Consider the following 18188-nt stretch of genomic DNA (forward strand, 5'->3'; position numbering starts at 1 on the left):
TTTTTGGTAATTGCGGCTAAGATCTTAGTATAAGGGCGGATTTTGGTGGTGTCGCCTTGATGGGGCCGGCCCCGATTTAACCTTCCTGCGGCAACAACCCTGCTTCCTGCAAACACGCCTGAATAGCATCCAACGCTTCCGGATTGGCCAAGGCGTCGCGGTTGTCGCTACGGGCAGAGCCGTTGATGAGGCGGGCTACAGCGAGTTCTACCTTTTTGCCGCTGCGGGTGTAGGGGACGTCCGACACGGGAATGATGTGGCGGGGTACGTGGCGGGGGCTGGCGCCTTTGTGGATTTGGGTTTTCAGGCGTTTTAGCAGTTCTTCGTTCAGGGTTTCGCCGTCGGCCAGAACCACCAGCAACACCACTTCTACGTCGCCTTCTATCTGTCGGCCAACCACCAGGCTGTCTTTTATGGCAGCTTCCGTTTCTACCTGCCGATAGATTTCTGCGGTGCCGATGCGAACGCCACCGGGGTTTAGAGTGGCGTCAGAGCGGCCGTAGATGATAGCGCCGCCGTGTTCGGTGAATTCGATGAAGTCGCCGTGGGCCCACACGCCGGGCGCAGAATTGGCGAAGGTGTCGAAGTAGGCGTTACGATAGCGTTCGCCGCCTGGGTCGTCCCAGAAACTGACGGGCATAGACGGCAGGGGCTGGCGGCACACCAGTTCACCGCGGCCGGAGCTTACGGATTGGCCGTTGTCGTCAAAGGCGGCGGCGTCTACGCCCAAAAGGCGACATTGTATTTCGCCGCGGCGTACGGGCAGTAAAGGTGTGGAGCCTACAAAGCAGCCGCAGATGTCGGTGCCGCCGGCGATGGAGCCTAACAGGGCACCCGGTGCGCCATCTGTGTACATCCAGTCGTAGTCTTCTGGCAGCAGCGGCGAGCCGGTTGAGAACACGACTCTGAGAGCGCTTAGATCCAGATCCTTAGCCGGGGTCATGCCGTCTTTGCGGCAGCCGGCCAGGAAGCGGGCGCTGGTGCCAAAGTGGGTGACTTTTTCGTCGGCTACGGTTTGCCACAGCATGTTCAGGCTGGGATAACCTGGCGAGCCGTCTACGGTGATCACCGCTGCTCCTGTCAGCAGGGCAGATGCCTGCCAGTTCCACATCATCCAGCCGCAGGTGGTGAAATACATGAAACGGTCGCTGCTGCCGACATCGCCGTGCAGTATCAGTTCTTTAGCGTGGTTAACCAGCAGGCCAGCGGTGCCGTGTACGATGCACTTGGGTTTGCCGGTGGTGCCAGAGGAATACAGGATATACACAGGGTGATCCGGGGCCACCGGAGTGAACGACGGCTGTTTGCCTGCGCCGGCTGCAATGGCGTCGTGCCAGTCGCTGACCAAAGGGCCTTCGATGGCCGGTGCGTCTGGCAGCTGCGGCACGCTGACCACGCACTTCAGTGAGGGCAGGCCGCTGATCAATTGGGTAAATTCCTGCTGGCGCTGGAATACTTTGCCACCGTAGCCGTAGCCGTTCACGGCAATCAGCGCGGTTGGTTCAATCTGGCCGAAACGGTCCAGAATGGCGCCAATGCCGAAATCCGGCGACGCTGAACTCCACACGGCGCCCATGCTGGTGGCCGCCAGCATGCCTACCATGGCTTCGTAGCCGTTGGTAACAATACCGGCAACCCGGTCGCCTTTGGTAACGCCCTGGCTGCACAGATAGGCTTCCAGGGCGCCCACGTCGGCACGCAGTTCGGTATAGGTGCAACGCAGTACCGGGCGGGTTTCGCAGAAGGCAACAATGGCTTCGCTGTTGGCGTGTTCGCTTTCAGCGTGGCGCAGCAGGTTGGCGGCGAAGTTCAGGGTCATACCCGGAAACCATTCGGCGCCGGGCATGTCACGCTTGCCCAATATCTGTTGCGCGGGCGTGTGGCTGATCAGTCCGCAGTAATCCCAAACAGCTTTCCAGAAACCGTCCAGATCGGTCACCGACCACTGGTGCAGAGCGTGATAATCTACAAAGGGGCCGTAACCCAGACCTTCCAGCCAGTGTTGAAAGCGCCCCATCTGGCTGTCTTTTAGGACGGTGTCAGAAGGAGACCAGACTACCGGGGATTGTTCGTTGTTATTCATCATTTTGCGCGAGATACCCCGTCCTTCAGGTCGGGGAGGGATAGCGCGTCGTGCCTCAGCGCGACTCGTTTTCCCTGTCTCCCTCCTCCTTTCGTTGGTTGGGTTGGATGTGATAGCCGTAGCCATCCGCTCGTTGGGTTAATGTGCAATGCCGATATGAGACGCCTTGTATGGCACCGCCCGATGTCTGGATGTTGAAACTGCCGGTCTTGCGAACGGCAACCCTGCCTAGCCAGGTGCCAGCTTTCGTGCCTGTCGGCACAATGGCTCGCACCATGTCGCCAGTCTGAAACCCCTGTACTTGCTTCTGGCGCATCAGATAGCCGCGGGGGAAGCCGTGCTTTGTTAAGCGTGTGCGCTTATAGCTGCCGCGCCCGGTGGCTTTGATCGCCAAGGTTGGAACGTCCCAACCCTCTACGATCTCGACTTCTCCGACGCAAGCCGCATCCAGCGCGTGTGTCTTAGGAATGTTCAGTCGCCGACGATTGAACTTGGTGCGGCCGCCGGTACCTACTTCAACCGGCAGGCCCGTCTGCTTCAGTGTCTGATGCAATGCCCACCGGGTGGAGTTGACCGCTGAGGCGTCTCTTAAAGGCTTTTTGCACTGTTTGAGGATGCGATCCAGCCTGGCCTGGTGGTTCTTCAGCCGCTTGGACGATGCAAAGAAATCAGCCAGAGGCTGCCTGCCTTTCTCTTGGTTGCACGGCCGGCACGCCAAGGTCAGGTTGCTGATGCGACTCGAGCCACCGTTAACTTTTGGGTCGATATGCTCAATTTGCAGCGGTGTGTCTTTGTCGGTGCAGTAAGCGCATTCGCGCCCCCACTTCTCCAGAAGGTATTCGCGGACCTCGTAGCCGAGCAAGGTGCCTTGCTGGTACTCGACACCGCTGACTTCCGGGTTTTCCATCTTTTGCGTATCGAATCGAACCAGCTCCTGGCTGATAGACACAACCGGCACCAGAGATCGAAGCCGATTCAAGAATCTGGGTGCCCGGTAACGCAGCTGGTTGCGACGCCGGCGACGGAACGCCCTGCGTTGCTCCAGTGACTTGCTGATCTGACGACCGCGATGGGCCAACTCCATTAACACCAGAACGTGTTGCTTCTGGCCGCTTTCTCGAACCACTGCAATCCCGCTGGTTTTGCTGCCGGGATCGATCTTGATACGGACCGGCTGTGTGATGCCACCGGTACGGTCTTTCAGCCGGATTGTAAACGGATACGCACGCACCACCAAGGCTCGACCACGGCCGAGCAGAAGCCGTGAGCGCTTTTCCGAGCACGGCATTAGTGGTTGCTTGCGTCTATCCAGTACGAAGACCGACATCGTTTTCCTTTCAATGAATGCCCTTACGGGCCTTGTGACGGAGGCCGAAGCCTCTCTCCCCTCGGGAATGTCTACCACCGGCTCCCGCTTGCGCGGCAACTGAAACCTTCAGTGCTTTACCTTTCGCCAGCGTGACCCCAGTCTTCCAGAGCGCCGAACTGAGGAAGCATTCGGCGGTGGGTCTTAGCGACCTGTGATAAACGTAGCGGGTTGGTGTCCGCTTTCCCTGGTCAACCTGGCTTGCAGGGTGTTCCCTACAAGCCCCGTCCTTCAGGGCGGGGTAGTTGACCCGTTACTCCGTTTTCTTACTGCATGTGCCAGCCGTGGCTGACCACAATAGATTGCCCCGTTAGCGCCGCTGACGGGAAGGCCGCCAGGTGCACGGCAAGTTCTGACACGTCCGCCAGAGTTGTGAACTCTCCGTCTACGGTGTTTTTCAACATTACCTTAGAAATTACGTCTTCCTCGGATATGCCCAAAGCCTGTGCTTGCTCGGGAATCTGCTTGTCCACCAGCGGCGTGCGCACAAATCCGGGGCAGATAATATTACTGCGCACACCGTATTCGGCGCCTTCTTTGGCCACCGCGCGGCACAAACCCAGCATGCCATGTTTTGCAGCCACATAAGGGGCTTTCATCGGTGATGCTTCTAACGAGTGTACCGAGCCCATATACAGGATTGTACCGCCACCTTTGGCGTACATGGTTTGCAGCGCAGAACGAGTCAGCAGAAACGCGCCGTCCAGGTGCACGCTCATTACCTGTCGCCAGTCTTTAAAGCTCAGCTTATCCAGTGGCGCAATGTGTTGTATGCCGGCGTTGGCCAGCACAATGTCCAGGCCACCCCAAGCTTCGACCACCGAGTTAACACCCTGCTCCACGGCCTGTTCGTCGGTAACATCCATGGCCAGTGCCATGGCACTTCCACCGGCGCTGTTGATGATTTCAGCTACTTCCTGCGCCGTGTCGTAATCCAGATCGGCCACGGCCACTCGGGCGCCTTCGCGGGCATAGTGTTCAGCGATGGCGCGGCCAATACCACGGCCTGCACCGGTAATCAGGGCAATGCGATTGTGCAGGCGCATAGCGCTGCCTCCTTTGAATGAGAGTTGTTAACACAAGCCTTGAAAACGGAACCGGCGGGGCTCATGTCGTGCGTGGTGAAAACTCGAGTGCCAAATACACTGCCGGAGTATATGGCCGGCTTTCTCAAGGAGCAAACCGACTGTGATGGCGCCAGCAGAATGGCCTATTACACTGCAACAACGTATTAAAGAGCGTCACGGGCTAAAGTTCATACTAAGCTGAATATTTTACGAAAAGGAGTTTTCACGCCATGTCCCACGCCGCCGGTTATCCCAGAAAAATACTGGGCGCATCCATTTTTCTGCTCACAGCGCTGGCGTCATTGCCAGGCTGTAGCCATTACTCCGGCGTGGAAAACCTGACCGGACCAGAGCCGAAAACCACCGAATATGACGTGATAGAAGGCTTGGTATACACCCCGGAAAACTGGCCCCAGACACTGACCGGCGACTTATATTTGCCCCAGCAAAATGGCCCCAGCCCGGTCGTACTGATGGTGCACGGGGGTGGCTGGAACAGCCGTTCGCCGGCGGACATGGTGTGGATTGCCGAAGAACTCGCCGGCCACGGTTTTGCGGTGTTCAACATTGCCTACCGGTTTGCGCCCGAATACACCTTTCCCGCCCAGTTGCACGACTTGCAGGTAGCCCGCCAGTGGCTGGCCACCAACGGTTCGCGCTATGGCCTGGATACCCAGCGGGTCAGCGGTTTCGGGTTTTCATCGGGTGCGCACCTGATTGCACTGCTGGCGGTGGTTGCCAGCAGTGATAGCGATCTCAATCAGCCTTACGGCGGCGCAAACACCCAGCTTCAAGCGGTGGTCGCCGGCGGCACACCAGCGGATTTGACCAGGTTTAATTCGGGCAAGCTACTGTTTCAGTTTCTGGGCGCCAACAAACAACAGATACCTGAAACCTATCGCATTGCTTCGCCCATCACTCAAATAACTCCGCAAACACCACCGTTTTTTCTGTTTCACGGCGGCATGGATTCACTGGTGCCGTTTTCCCAGGCTGAAAGTTTTCATCAGGCTTTGTTGCAAAAGGGCGTGGACAGCGGCCTGCTGAAGCTGAACTTGCGTGGCCATATCACCAGTTTTCTGACCGGCGGCAATGCCGTAGAGCAGGGCCTGAAATTTCTAGCGCGTCAGCAGATGCCCGAGGCCAGCCAGTGACGTGTTTGGCTTTTTTATTAAGTATTAACCCATTCGCAGGTAGGGCAACAGGCTAACGCCCACAATTACCCCTAATGCGATAATTGCCGCCAGCATTCGCAGTGGGTGGCGCGACAGCATACTGCCGTAGCCGGTTTCGCCCCGGGCCACACGCTCCTGCCATTCCAACTGCTGTTGGGTTTGGCGCTGCTGCTGATAGCCTGCAAGTAATTGTCGCGCCCGCTCGGCTTCGTCGTCATCGTGAACCCAGAAACCGCCCATACTGATGCCCCAAAAACTGGGCGGCGTTTCGTAATAGCGCACTTTTTCACGCTCGAACAGATCACGAATGTCGTCTGCTTCGTCGTCGGGCACATGGCGTAAATTCATTAAATGGTGGGGCATGGAACCTCGTTGGGGTTGGTCGGTGGCGACCTTGGCTATATCCTAGCACCAAAGCAGGAAGCGCCGAATTCATCAACGGGTTATTCCATGGTAAAGCAGTCAGCGTCAAAACCGTCAATGACCAAGACGTCCATCACCAAACAGCCTCTTCGCCTGTTGATGGATTTCGACGCCCAGATTCAGCGGGATGGTCAGCAAACATCAGACTTTATTCATCGTCGCGACCGGAAGTTTGCGCTGAACTGCGAAGAGCACAACAGCCCAAGTGACCCGGCACACTGGCTGGCCTGGCTAGGGCGCTTTGACAACAGCTGCGAGCAATCAGCAGGCGCTGGCCAATCCACAGAGCAACGCTGGCAGCGGATCAACAGCGGTTTTATAGCGATGGGCGCGGTGCTGGGTATTATCACCATGGCCGGCCTGTTGTTTTACGACGGTGGCCAGCGCATTAACGTGACCGTGATTATTGGTTTTGTGGCTCTGCAACTGCTGCTGGCGCTGCTGACCAGCCTGCAGTCGGTGATGGGCTGGCAACCCTGGCGACCACTGCTGAACCGCTGTATGCCTGCTCCCGCCCCGGCCTTGCAGCCACTGCAGCCCGCTCTTATGGCGCGGGCTGCCCAGGGTGGCGGGCTCAGTTTTGCGGTGGCGGCTTTACTGACCCTATTGGCGATGGTGGTGACTCAAGATCTGGCGTTCGGCTGGAGCACCACCCTGAATACCGCCTCCAGCGGCTATCACCAGCTCACCAGCGCCCTGGCCACGCCTTGGGCATGGCTATGGCCGGCCGCGGTACCAGACCTGGCACTGGTGGACGCCACCCGGTTTTTTCGCGCCGGCACCAACACCGCACTCACACCGGCACGCTGGGGCCAGTGGTGGCCGTTTATCAGTATGCTGTGGTTGGTGTGGGTTGTGTTGCCACGCCTGTTGCTGCGCCTGCTGGCAAGCGCGCTGGTGCGTTTGCGGGCGCGCAAACTGCTGCTGTGCCACCCCGGGCTGCGAGCCCTGCGCGAACGCATGGCAACACCGGTGCTGGATACCGGCGCCGGTCACAATGACGCAAGCGACTTGCCCGACACCCGGCACAATACCCTATTGCAGCCGCTTCCGGAAAAAGCGCAGCTGCTGAGCTGGGCCGGCGCGGGAACCGTCACTGACAAACAAACACTGCCCGCGGCTCTGGCCGCTATCTGCCCAGGCCCGGCGCTCGATGTTGGCGGCCTGGCGAGCCTCAGCCAGGACCAGCAGGCAATTGCCCAACTGGCTGCCAACAGCGATGCAGTCACCGCCCTTATGCTGGTGCGCAGCTGGGAGCCGCCCACGGGCGAGCTGCTGGACTTTTTGACCAGCGCGCGCCAGAGCTGGCCTGCCGGCAGCCGGGTTTGTTTGCTGCCATTAGCGGCCGAAACTCGGGAGCCATCCGCCACCGCTACAGACCGCCAGCTACAACCCTGGTTACGTTTTGCAGAACGCTGCCCGCCAGGTTTTGTTACAGTCGGAGATATTGCCATCACCACAGGACTGTCGCATTCATGAATCAGGCTCCGGTATTTGCAGTGGTGGGCCACCCTAACAAAGGCAAATCTTCGATCGTCGCGACATTGTCCCAAAATGACGCCATCGCTATTGCCCTGGAACCTGGCACCACCCGCCGCAGCCACGCCTACCCGTTACAGGTAGACGGCCAAGTGCTTTACACCCTGGTGGACACGCCAGGCTTTCAACGCCCGCGACGGGTACTTGAGTGGCTGGAAGCTCACAGCGTTTCTGCCTCAGACCGAGCCGCCACGGTAGCCGCGTTTGTTACCCAGCATCGCGGTAATTCGCAGTTCAGCGACGAATGCGAACTGCTGGCGCCATTAATCGAAGGCGCCGGCATTATTTACGTGGTGGACGGTTCGGTGCCATACAGCCCGCAGCACGAAGCAGAGATGACCATATTGCGCTGGACCGGGCGCCCCAGCCTGGCGCTGATCAACAGCATTGGTGATGAAGATTACGGCGACACCTGGCAGGCGGCACTGGGGCAATTCTTTCAGATTGTGCGCAAGTTCGATGCTGTTCGTGCACCTTTCGAGCAACACCTAAGTCTTTTACGAGCTTTCGGCCAGCTCGAACCGGCCTGGGAAAAACCCCTGGAAACCGCCACCGGATTTCTGGATCGCCAGCGCCAGCAGCGCAGGCAACAAGCCGCCACGCTGATTGCGCAAACCCTGCGGCAGATGATGGGATACCGCCACAGCCGCAGCTTGGCAGAAGGCCTAAAAGAGGACCTGGCTGCCAGTGCCTCTAGCCAGAACAAAGACGCCCTTGCCTCCGAACTGCGCAAGAGCTGGTATCAGCATCAGCGCCAGCGTGAACAGCAACTGCGCGGCGAGGTTCAGCAGTTGTACCAGCACGGCCAGCTGCAGCGTCAGGAAGCCGAGCTGGAATGGCAAAGTGAACACGACCTGTTTTCCGAAGACAGCCGCCAGCTCTGGGGCGTGAACAAAGGCTACCTGGCGGGGGCCGGTTTCGGTGCTGGTGCTGTTGGGGGTGTTGGTATTGATGCACTAACGTTAGGTGCATCATTTGGCACCGGCGCCCTGATCGGCGGCATAATCGGCGCTGCCGGTAGTTATTTTTACGGCGACCGCCTGCCATTGCCTACACTGAAGATAGGGCCTCTGCGCGACGGTGTAAAAACCGCCAGCTTCGGCCCGGTGCCAGACACCCAGTTTGGCTATGTGGTGTTGGGCAGGGCGCTGAATCACTGGTGGCATGTAAGCCACCGAAACCACGCTGGACGGGCGCCGCTCGCGCTTGGTGCCACCGACAGCCACTGGTTGGAAGGCTTGTCAAAACAGGATCGCAACATCTTGCATCGGGCTCTGGAAAAAGCCCGAAAAGGTAAGGTCTCAGACCCTAGTGATCAGCACAAACTGGGGCAGGTGATCACCCACGCTATGAAGGCATACAACGACTGGGAGTTGAAAAGTATATGACAGGGGTGTTTATACTATAGGGCTATTCCATAACAGCGCACTCTGATAATTACCCGGCCGCGCTACTCTAACGTGAGGAATACTAATGAAAATTGTACGAGTTAAAGACATTATTGGCACCGAACGCGAAGTCAGCGCCCAGCAATGGACCAGCCGCCGTTTGCTGCTAAAAAAAGACGGTATGGGCTTTTCATTCCATGAAACCATCATCAAAGCCGGCTCCGAACACACATTCTGGTACAAGCATCACCTGGAAGCGGTTTATTGCGTAGCTGGCAATGGTTCCATCACCGACGTTGCCACCGGTGAAAACCACAAAATTACTGATGGCACACTTTACGCTTTGGACAAGCACGACAAGCACATCCTGTTTGGCGGAACCGAAGACATGCGTCTGATCTGCTCGTTCAACCCGCCCGTTACCGGCCAGGAAGTACACGACGAAGACGGTGCCTACCTGCCGGATACCAGTGAAGACTAATTCAACACCCGCTGCTGTTGAACACAGCAGCACCCTACCGCCACCGGCTGCTACCCTGCTCCCGGTGGCGGTTTTACTTTGGCTGGCCGGTGCTTACCTGCGCATACCCATTCTGGTGGCGCCACCTTTAGCACCGTACATTGCCGACGAACTTTCGCTGTCTCAAACCCTGACCGGCGCATTGACCACCTTACCTATTCTGATGCTGGCCATTGGCGCCATGCCCGGTTCCCTGGCTATTTCCCGCATCGGCCCGCGCAATACTCTGGCGCTGGCCATACTGATCATGACCATCGGATCTGCCGCCCGTGGCCTGGCTCCAGACACCGCGTTGTTGATGGTCGCAGGCGCCGTTATGGGCCTGGGCATTGCCATGATGCAACCGGCGCTGCCTGCGCTGCTGCCGCGTTGGCTGGCGCCCCACCATATGGCCATGGGCGCGGCAATTTACATGAACGGCATGCTGATGGGCGAGTTCATCGGCGCCGGGATAACCCTGCCGGTGATTATGCCGCTGGTGGGCGAAAGCTGGCGCGCTACCTTGATTGCCTGGTCGCTTCCGGCCCTGCTGGTGGCTGCAGCGCTTTTCCTACCCAAGCGAGATCTGGCGCGGCCCACCCGCAAAGTGGCCTGGCTACCAGATTGGAGCAATCCGCTAACGCTGCGAATTGGCCTGCTGCTAGGCGTATCCAGCTCATTATTTTTCGGTTTCAACGCGTACATGAGCAACCTGCTAGAACAGCGTGGTGAACTGGATCAGCTCACCGATGCCCTGTTCTGGTACAACTTTGCGCAAGTGGTGGCGTCTCTTCTGATGCTTAAAATGGCGCGCTTTTGGGTAGGGCGCAAAAGCCCTCTGATTATCGTGCTGATTCTAAGCCTGCTGGGAGCCGTCGGCGCCGTGCTGATGCCCGGATGGTCTGGCATTATCAGCGCTACCTTTATGAGCTTCACCGCCGGCCTTCTGCTGATCTTGATGGTGGCCGTGCCGCCGCTGTTGGTGTCCTCGGCCGAAACTGGGCGCCTGTCGGCGGGTAACTTTCTGGTGGGTTATACCGTGGCCTTCGTTGTGCCGATGATCGGCGGTTTGGTGTCAGACGCCAGCGGCGATATCCGCCACGCTTTTTGGGTGATGATCGCCTACGGCGTGCTGGTATTACCCATCGCGTTCAACCTGAAGCTGGAACGCAGCTCATAAAAAACGGGGCCTGTCTGGCCCCGTTTTTTATACTGCGACATTGCCAGTCGAGCCACTGTCTGGCTCGGCTGAATCAACGACTATTAAATGTAATAATCTTTCAGCGGCGGAAAGCCGTTGAACCCCACCGCGCTGTAGGTAGTGGTGTAAGCGCCGGTCGAGAACCAGTACATGCGGTCACCAATCGCCAGACTCAGCGGCAGCGGATATTTGTGGTCTTCATACATGATGTCGGCACTGTCGCAAGTTGGCCCGGCAATCACGCAATCTTCACCTTCGCCGACCTTTTCAGTCCAGATCGGAAACTTGATAGCTTCGTCCAGAGTTTCAATCAGCCCGGAAAACTTGCCCACGTCTGTATACACCCAGCGGTGCAGGGCAGTGCTGGATTTACGGGAAATCAGCACCACCTCGCTCACCAGTACACCGGCGTTGGAAATCAGCGAACGGCCCGGCTCAATAATAATCTCCGGCAATTCGTCACCAAAATCTTCGCGCAGAAAACGACCAATTTCATCTGCATATACCTTCACTTCATTAGCGCGGGTGATGTAATTGGCCGGGAAGCCACCCCCCATATTGATCATTTTCAATTCAATACCGTCTTCCTCCTTGAGACGCTCAAAAATCACCTTTACTGTGCCCAGCGCTGCATCCCAGGCGCCAATTTCACGCTGCTGCGAGCCCACGTGGAACGACACACCGTAGGGCACCAAACCCAGGTCACGGGCCAGAATCAGCAGGTCCATGGCCATATCTTGCTGGCAGCCAAATTTACGTGACAACGGCCAGTCGGCGGTTAACGTGCCTTCCGTCAAAATCCGCACGTAGATTTTTGAGCCCGGTGCAACCTCGGCAATATTGCGCAGATCTGCTTCCGAATCGGTAGCAAACATGCGCACGCCTTTTTCATAGAATGTGCGAACGTCTTTGGCTTTTTTGATGGTATTACCAAAACTGATGCGTTCAGCAGTCACACCCAGCGCCATTACCTGTTCCAGCTCGTACACCGAAGCGATGTCAAAATTGGCACCCTTATCTCGCAGCAGAGTCAGAACCTGCGGGGCCGGATTGGCTTTTACCGCGTAATACACCTGTGCGTAAGGGAAACCCTCAACCAATTCGTTATAGTGAGAATCGATAGTGGCGGTATCAATCACTACAAACGGTGTTTCTTTACCTTCGGCGAACTGCCGAATACGGTTGAACGTGCTTTCGGTGTAGTAGTCGGTAATACGGGCGTTGGATAACTCGGTCATGGGTGGTGTTTCCCTCCACAGGGTATTCAGCAGAAAAAAGGCTCTGCGCCTTGGCGGCAGAGCCCGTTGATTAGCGCGATCATCGGACTTTTTTTCAAGTCCGCATATCAGCATATCTACACATAAAACAGGCCTGGTGCAAATCGCATTGTTTTGCAGGATAGTCAAAATACCAGCCACTGCAAGCGCCAGCCAGCAGGACCCCAGTAAGATTTAAACCGCCACTGGCCATACCGGATCAGGCATCATCGGCTCTTCCGGGTTACGGGGTTCGTTGCACTGGCGCAGGTACGCCAATATTGCGTCCTGCAAATCAGTGCCCTGACCCAAACCCTGATTGCCAAACAGGCGGTTGAATTCCAGTACAAAGGGATAGCCTTCCACCAGCGCAATATCAAAACCGGCGTGATCTACCTCCAGCTCCCGCGCCAATCGCAGGGCCAGATCAGTCACCACCGCCGGCACCGGGCTGTAATCGATTCGCCCGCCCTGGGCCAAGTTGTTGTAAAAGCCCTGATCGGCTTGGGTGCGCCAATAGGCGGTAACGACTTTGTCGCCCACTATCACCACCCGCGCATCCCGCTCCAGGGGCAGATATTCCTGGGCATAGAGCACGTCGGTACGATCGCAATAGCGCTGCCAATCTTCACGGTTTTCAATCAGCCACACACCTTCGCCCATGCTCGCTTTTGGCAGCTTGGCCACAAAGGGCAGGGCCATATCCTGCCATATCTGTTCGCGTTCCTGGGGGCCATTGGCGGTAATCAGCGTCCAGGGCGTGTGCTCAGGCGCGATAGCCTGAAACGCCCGGGTCATTTCCACTTTGTCGTGGCCAATGCGGTAACTGGCAACACTGGGAAACACTCGGCATTTCAGACCATGTACCAGAGTGTTTAGCTGCCAATACTCCGGAAACAGCACCCAGTCAGCATCGCGCAGCAATTCTTTATGGCGCAAAAACTGATCCGGCTTGAGTACGGTGGTATCGGGAAAACCAAGAGTGCGGAAAATATCAAACGAGACACAGTGCATGAGGGTTTCACACCAGTTGAAGTGTGCGAATTTTAGGCGCTTTTTGTACGCTGGCAAGCACTATCGATATAAGTAATTTGACGCCTGTCAATGCATTCATAAAACACATCGATAATAATTCGTATTCCGTTAAACAACTGGGAACATTTTATGAAAAAGCTTCGTCATCTTGTCCTTGCCGCCGTTACGTCCCTGGTGATCGCTAACCCCGCTATGGCCGAAGACGCCAACCACTACAAAGGCGAACCCGCCAACACCCTGGATCAGGCGGTGTATCACTTTTCCGAGTACAACACCAAACTGGAAACGATTCTGGCTGGTGAGTTAACGCCAGAAACCATGAACGATGTACACCAGCTGACATACACTCTGGAAAACGCGCTGAAAAAAATGGACGACGAACTGGAACAATTGGCTGAAACCTTGGAGCGTGTACACAAGGCCTCCGAGCATTCAGACCCAAACACCGTGCGCTCAGCAGGAAAACAATATCTGGAAACCGGCCGCAAAATTGTAAAATAAGTGGTTTCAGCGCTCACCAGGCAGGACACTAGGATTTACGTTTCACGCCCTGCTGCGCCACGGCGGTCAGCGGATCTTCCGGCCAGGGATGTTTGGGGTAGCGCCCACGGGTGTCTTTGCGCACCTGTGGATACACATTGGCCCAGAAGCTGGCCAGATCTGCCGTGACCGCCAGCGGCCGCTGGGCGGGCGATAACAGGTGTATTAGCACCGGCACCTGCCCGCTCGCAACGGTGGGCGTTCGCGTCCAGCCAAACAGCGCCTGCAGTTTGGCTGCCAAAACCGGGCCGTTTTCCACGGTGTAATCCAGCGCAACAGCGCTACCGGTTGGAATAGTTAACGCCGTCGGCGCCAACTCGTTCAGGCGTTGCTGCCGGGCATAATCCAGCACACCGTTCAGCGCACCCTGCATACTCAGCTTTTGCAGTTCAGCCCAACGGCTAAGGCCCGACAGGTAGGGCGCCAGCCAATCCTCTAGCGAATTCATCAGCGCTGTGTCACTGACATCCGGCCAGTCCTCGGGGAAATGCCGTGCCAGCAGCCCGACCCGCGCCTGCCATTGCCTGGCGCCGGCAGTCCAGGGCAGGCTGTTCAGCCCTTTACGCCGCACGGCGGCCAGCAAACCCTGCTGCATCAGTTCTGCAGAAGGCTTGGCCAGCGGTTTTTCGGCCAGAATCAAAGCACCCAGGCGACGCACTTGGCGCGCAACCACGGTGCCGCGCCGATCATCCCACTCGGCTTCGTCACGTTGCTGAATGTGCGCCGCAAGGTCACTTTCCAGAGTTGCCAAATCCACCGGCGCGGCCAGGTAAATTTGCGCTTCGCGGGCCTTGCCGTCCAAATCTGCCGCCACCAGCCAGTCGTAACGGGCCAGGGCATCGTCTTCCCGTAGCAGCGCACCTTTACCATTACTAAGCTGGTAACGGGGGGCATCACCGGGGCGACGGCGCGCTATGCGGTCCGGATAGGCCAGCGCCAGTAAACGCCCCACCTCTGTCGCAGTGGGCGCCACCGAAGAAGCATGGTTGGCCGATGACGCTGCTGGTTCAAGCCGTCTGGCCTGCTTTCGCACCGCCTGAATTCGCGCCGGGTTTACCCGTGCGTGGCCACGCTCCCCGCGCAGTACCCGCACGCGCTCGTGCATGTCGGCGCCAGCACCCGGCCCCAACAGGTCCCGGTCTTCCAAAAGTGCTGCTAATTCTGAAGCCAGCGAACCTAGCCTCAATGCACGGCCCAGCAATACCATGTGCGCCAACCGCGGATGAACGCCCAGTGCCCGCGCCGCCTTGCCATGATTAGTAATGGCGCCGTCTTGACCCAGCATATCCAGCAATTGCAGCAACTCCACCGCCTGCTGCCAGTGCGCCGGCGGCGGTGACTCAACCCACTGCAGCTGATCGGGCGACCGCGCGCCCCACTGGGCCAGTTCCAGAACCAGCGGCGCCAGATCCGCTTCGCGAATCTCCGGCGGGGTAAAATCTGCCAGACCATACTGCTCGGGCTCGCTCCAAAGGCGATAGCACACCCCGGGTTGGGTGCGCCCGGCACGGCCTTTACGCTGCTCCGCCGACGCTTTGGATACGCGGCCTGTCACCAGCCGCGTCATGCCACTTCCGGGGTCAAACACCGCCCGCCGCTGCTGCCCGCTATCAATCACCACCCGCACGCCTTCAATGGTCAAACTGGTCTCTGCAATCGCCGTGGCCAGCACCACCTTACGCGTGCCATCAGCTGCCGGAGCAATCGCACGGTCCTGCTCCGCCGCCTGCAAGTTGCCGAACAACGGCGCAATCACCACATCCGACGCCACCTGCCCCGCTAATCCTTGCGCCACCCTCCGGATTTCACCGGCGCCCGGCAGAAACACCAGCACTGAACCCGGCTGCTGAGCCAGCGCCTCAAGCACCGCCGCTGTGACCTGGTCCACCACACGGGGCGGGCGCTGCGCAGACGCAACAGGCCGATATAAAACCTCCACCGGAAACGCCCGCCCTTCGCTGCTTAAAACTGGCACATCGCCCAGCAACCGCGCAATGGGCGCCGTATCCAACGTGGCTGACATCACCAGCACCCGCAAATCCTCCCGCAGCACCTGCTGCGATTCCCGCATCAGAGCCAGCCCTAAATCAGCCTGCAACGAGCGCTCGTGAAACTCGTCAAACAACACAGCGGCATAGTCTTCCAGCAGCGGATCGCTCTGAATCAACCGGGTAAGAATGCCCTCGGTCACGACTTCAATCACGGTAGCCGCCGACACCCTCGTATCCAGCCGCGTGCGATAACCCACTGTCTGCCCGGCTTGTTCGCCCAACTGCCCGGCCATATACCGTGCCGCCGAACGAGCCGCCAGTCGCCGCGGTTCCAGCATCAAAATTCGCCGCCCCTGGCGCCAGGGTGCATCCAGCAACGCCAACGGAACGCGGGTGGTTTTGCCAGCGCCTGGCGGCGCCTGCAGCAGCGCTGTGGTGTTGGTTTCCAGAATTTGTTTTAGCTGGGGGAGGATATGTTCTATTGGGAGCACGGTGTTTTGCTTCGGCTTTTTGGTTTGAGTTTAGTCTGCGGGGTTGGGAGTTGGCGCGGGAGCAAATTTTTTCGCCGGAAATGGGTGTCTGAGCGCAGCGAGTTCCATTTCCAAGAAAAAACATTCCCCGCCGCCGCGATCAATCCACCGCAACCAAAAGGCTACGCTTTACCGGCAAAAACCTCACACCGCACGAGAATGCCACTCATTAGGCCGCGGCACGAATAACAGAAACACAAATCCAAATGCCAGCGCCCCTACCCCTATACCGAACGCTGACGACAGGGTTCCACCGGCATCCAGCCACTGTTTAGTCAACCAGGGGCCGACCATTTGGGTAAATCCATACAAAGCCACCATCGCAGCAGACAGGCGCGGCCCCTGGTGCGGGTGCAGTGCCCGGCCAATGCGCTGGGTCAGCAATACCGTACCCAGGAAAGTAACGCCCACCAGAATCGCACACAGAATCAGCCCCGGCGCACCCGGAACGACCACCGCAGCAAGCACACCCGCTAACTGAATGGCAAAATTGAGTTTCAGCGCCTTAACATCACCCATGCTGGCGCCCAGACGATTCCATATCCAGGGTGCCGCAATGGTGGATAGCGCCACCAGCAACCAGCTGCCGTCCTGCAACCAATGCTCGGGTTGCAACTCTACGTTGGCCAGCAGCGGTAGAAACGTCATCGGCAGAATATAACCCAGGCCAGCGCCGGCGTAAGCCAGAAACAATGGCGTACTGGCTCGGTCGAACAGTCGGGTGCTACGCGCTTCACCACTGTTGTTAGTCGCCACCGGTGAATGCATCGGCACATCCAGCTGCATCAGCTTCCAGGTACCCCAGGCCGCCAGCGGAATGGAAATAATCGCAGCCGGCCACCAGCGTTCCGGGCCTTCCAGCCAACCCGCCGTGCCACTGACCACACCTGCGGACAACAGCAGGCCAAAACCTACGCCGAAATACACCAGCCCGCTCAGGCTGGCGCGGTTACGCAACACCAGCCACTCCAGAATAAGCGCTGGTGCCTGCACAAACACCACACCATTGGCCACGCCGTTAAGCCAGCGAGTCGTGGAAATAGCCGTCAGATCGGTTTCAACCGCCACCAGCAAACTGGTGACAATGTGCACCACCACGGCCAGCGGCAAAATACGGCGAATATGGTCAATGCGGTGCCAGCGGATGGCCAGCACCGCGCCCATCAGATAGCCCATATAATTCCAGGTGGCCACGGCCGCGCCATCTGCGGCGGAAAACAGGCCGTCATTCACCAAATAGGGCAAAAGTGGGGTGTACATAAAGCGCCCAAGGCCGTGCACCACAAGAAGAAGCACTGCACCGGCGGCCAGTGCGGTAAAAAGTTCGCGAGGAGTGGCAGGCGACGAGTGAAGTGCGGCAGAGGCCGTTTTCTGAGTCATGTGAATTACTTGTGATTATAAAAACCATTGAAGCAGGACTGAATTAATAAGCGGAGCTGTTTGTCTGACGCTGGCGGTCTGCCCAGCGGTAAATCTGTTCGAAGCCATCGGCTATTTGCTGCGGTTTATGGGGCGGCTGTATCAGCGCCACCACTTCGGCCGAGGGGCCGATCAGTGCAAAGTGGCCGCTGTGGTCCACCAATAAACCACCCTCCGTTTTACGCTGAACAAACACGGCGCCTAAGCTGGTCGCCAAGGCCCGGGTTATGTCGATATCACCACTGTAACCGTGGAAATTTTCACCAAAGAAGCCCGTATAATTTTTCAGAACTTCCGGTGTGTCGTGTTCCGGGTCGGCGCTGACCAGCAGGTAGCGTGGCTGGGGCAAGTTAGCAGGCAGCAACTTGTTGGTCTGGCGCAGGGCCGCCATAGCTACCGGACAAATATCCGGGCAGTTGGTGTAGCCTACAAAAGCAAAGGTCCAGTGGCCGCGGAGATTTTCACGGGTAACGGTCTGGCCGTTTTCATCTGTCAGTTCAAATTCGATCACCGGCCGCGGCTGCTCATACACGTAAATATTGGCGCTGGCCAGATCCGGTGGCTGTTCGACCGGTGCTGGCTCTGCCAGCCAATACCGCGCTACAGACAGGCCGAACACAGCCACTATCGCCAGTACTAGCAAGATTACCGTTGTGCGAATCTGGCGGGTCATCGG

General features: G+C 58.0%; 15 protein-coding genes. 6 read left to right on the forward strand and 9 right to left on the reverse strand.

The genetic code is table 11. The features are described 5' to 3' along the window. Positions 1–76: 76 nt before the first annotated feature. From ATG98_RS07175 to ATG98_RS07185, 3 genes are all read right to left on the reverse strand, one after another. Entirely contained in the window at positions 77–2083 is a 2007-nt protein-coding gene (locus ATG98_RS07175; RefSeq protein WP_098424399.1) for an acetoacetate--CoA ligase, read from the reverse strand. Between the two features lie 55 nt (positions 2084–2138). After that, positions 2139–3410: an RNA-guided endonuclease IscB gene (gene iscB / locus ATG98_RS07180; RefSeq protein WP_098422505.1), complete on the reverse strand. Its 1272-nt coding sequence runs from the start codon at positions 3408–3410 to the stop codon at positions 2139–2141. A 305-nt stretch (positions 3411–3715) separates the two neighbouring features. Then, positions 3716–4495: a 3-hydroxybutyrate dehydrogenase gene (locus tag ATG98_RS07185; RefSeq protein ID WP_098420253.1), complete on the reverse strand. Its 780-nt coding sequence runs from the start codon at positions 4493–4495 to the stop codon at positions 3716–3718. Positions 4496–4746: 251 nt separating this feature from the next. Here ATG98_RS07185 and ATG98_RS07190 point away from each other — a divergent pair, with 251 nt between their 5' ends. After that, on the forward strand, positions 4747–5670 hold the full coding sequence (locus tag ATG98_RS07190; RefSeq protein ID WP_098422506.1) for an alpha/beta hydrolase: 924 nt from the start codon (positions 4747–4749) through the stop codon (positions 5668–5670). Positions 5671–5694: 24 nt separating this feature from the next. Here the strand turns inward: ATG98_RS07190 and ATG98_RS07195 are convergent, their stop codons facing one another. Next, positions 5695–6054: a DUF6164 family protein gene (locus ATG98_RS07195; RefSeq protein WP_098420256.1), complete on the reverse strand. Its 360-nt coding sequence runs from the start codon at positions 6052–6054 to the stop codon at positions 5695–5697. Positions 6055–6141: 87 nt separating this feature from the next. Here ATG98_RS07195 and ATG98_RS07200 point away from each other — a divergent pair, with 87 nt between their 5' ends. The 4 genes from ATG98_RS07200 (at position 6142) to ATG98_RS07215 (ending at position 10720) form a co-directional block, all read left to right on the forward strand. Continuing rightward, the gene (locus tag ATG98_RS07200) at positions 6142–7593 is read left to right on the forward strand and encodes a DUF2868 domain-containing protein (protein WP_098422507.1); all 1452 of its coding nucleotides are present in this window, start codon (positions 6142–6144) and stop codon (positions 7591–7593) included. Beyond that, a complete protein-coding gene (locus ATG98_RS07205) occupies positions 7590–9041 on the forward strand; it encodes a GTPase/DUF3482 domain-containing protein (protein ID WP_098420260.1) in 1452 nt (483 codons plus the stop codon). The genes ATG98_RS07200 and ATG98_RS07205 overlap by 4 nt, the downstream gene beginning before the upstream one ends. 85 nt (positions 9042–9126) lie before the next feature. Beyond that, on the forward strand, positions 9127–9522 hold the full coding sequence (locus ATG98_RS07210) for an ectoine synthase (RefSeq protein ID WP_018403276.1): 396 nt from the start codon (positions 9127–9129) through the stop codon (positions 9520–9522). After that, positions 9512–10720: a CynX/NimT family MFS transporter gene (locus tag ATG98_RS07215; protein WP_098420261.1), complete on the forward strand. Its 1209-nt coding sequence runs from the start codon at positions 9512–9514 to the stop codon at positions 10718–10720. Before ATG98_RS07210 ends, ATG98_RS07215 begins: the two co-directional genes overlap by 11 nt. 83 nt (positions 10721–10803) lie before the next feature. Here the strand turns inward: ATG98_RS07215 and ATG98_RS07220 are convergent, their stop codons facing one another. Both ATG98_RS07220 and ATG98_RS07225 read right to left on the reverse strand, forming a co-directional pair. Then, on the reverse strand, positions 10804–11979 hold the full coding sequence (locus ATG98_RS07220; protein WP_098420263.1) for a type III PLP-dependent enzyme: 1176 nt from the start codon (positions 11977–11979) through the stop codon (positions 10804–10806). A gap of 213 nt (positions 11980–12192) precedes the next feature. Continuing rightward, positions 12193–13011: an ATP-grasp domain-containing protein gene (locus ATG98_RS07225; protein WP_098422508.1), complete on the reverse strand. Its 819-nt coding sequence runs from the start codon at positions 13009–13011 to the stop codon at positions 12193–12195. 150 nt (positions 13012–13161) lie between these two features. Here ATG98_RS07225 and ATG98_RS07230 point away from each other — a divergent pair, with 150 nt between their 5' ends. Next, positions 13162–13533: a DUF6746 family protein gene (locus tag ATG98_RS07230; protein WP_098420267.1), complete on the forward strand. Its 372-nt coding sequence runs from the start codon at positions 13162–13164 to the stop codon at positions 13531–13533. Positions 13534–13561: 28 nt separating this feature from the next. Here ATG98_RS07230 and hrpB read toward each other — a convergent pair whose 3' ends face one another. From hrpB to ATG98_RS07245, 3 genes are all read right to left on the reverse strand, one after another. Beyond that, entirely contained in the window at positions 13562–16054 is a 2493-nt protein-coding gene (gene hrpB, locus ATG98_RS07235; RefSeq protein WP_098422509.1) for an ATP-dependent helicase HrpB, read from the reverse strand. Between the two features lie 183 nt (positions 16055–16237). Continuing rightward, positions 16238–17473, reverse strand: coding sequence for a YbfB/YjiJ family MFS transporter (locus ATG98_RS07240; RefSeq protein ID WP_098422510.1), 1236 nt, complete (start codon positions 17471–17473; stop codon positions 16238–16240). 43 nt (positions 17474–17516) lie between these two features. Further along, positions 17517–18185 (reverse strand): SCO family protein, encoded by a 669-nt coding sequence (locus tag ATG98_RS07245; RefSeq protein ID WP_098422511.1) that lies wholly within the window; start codon positions 18183–18185, stop codon positions 17517–17519. Between the last annotated feature and the right edge of the window lie 3 nt (positions 18186–18188).

Origin of the sequence: Marinobacter sp. LV10R520-4 (genome assembly GCF_002563815.1) — a bacterium.
Classification (GTDB): domain Bacteria; phylum Pseudomonadota; class Gammaproteobacteria; order Pseudomonadales; family Oleiphilaceae; genus Marinobacter.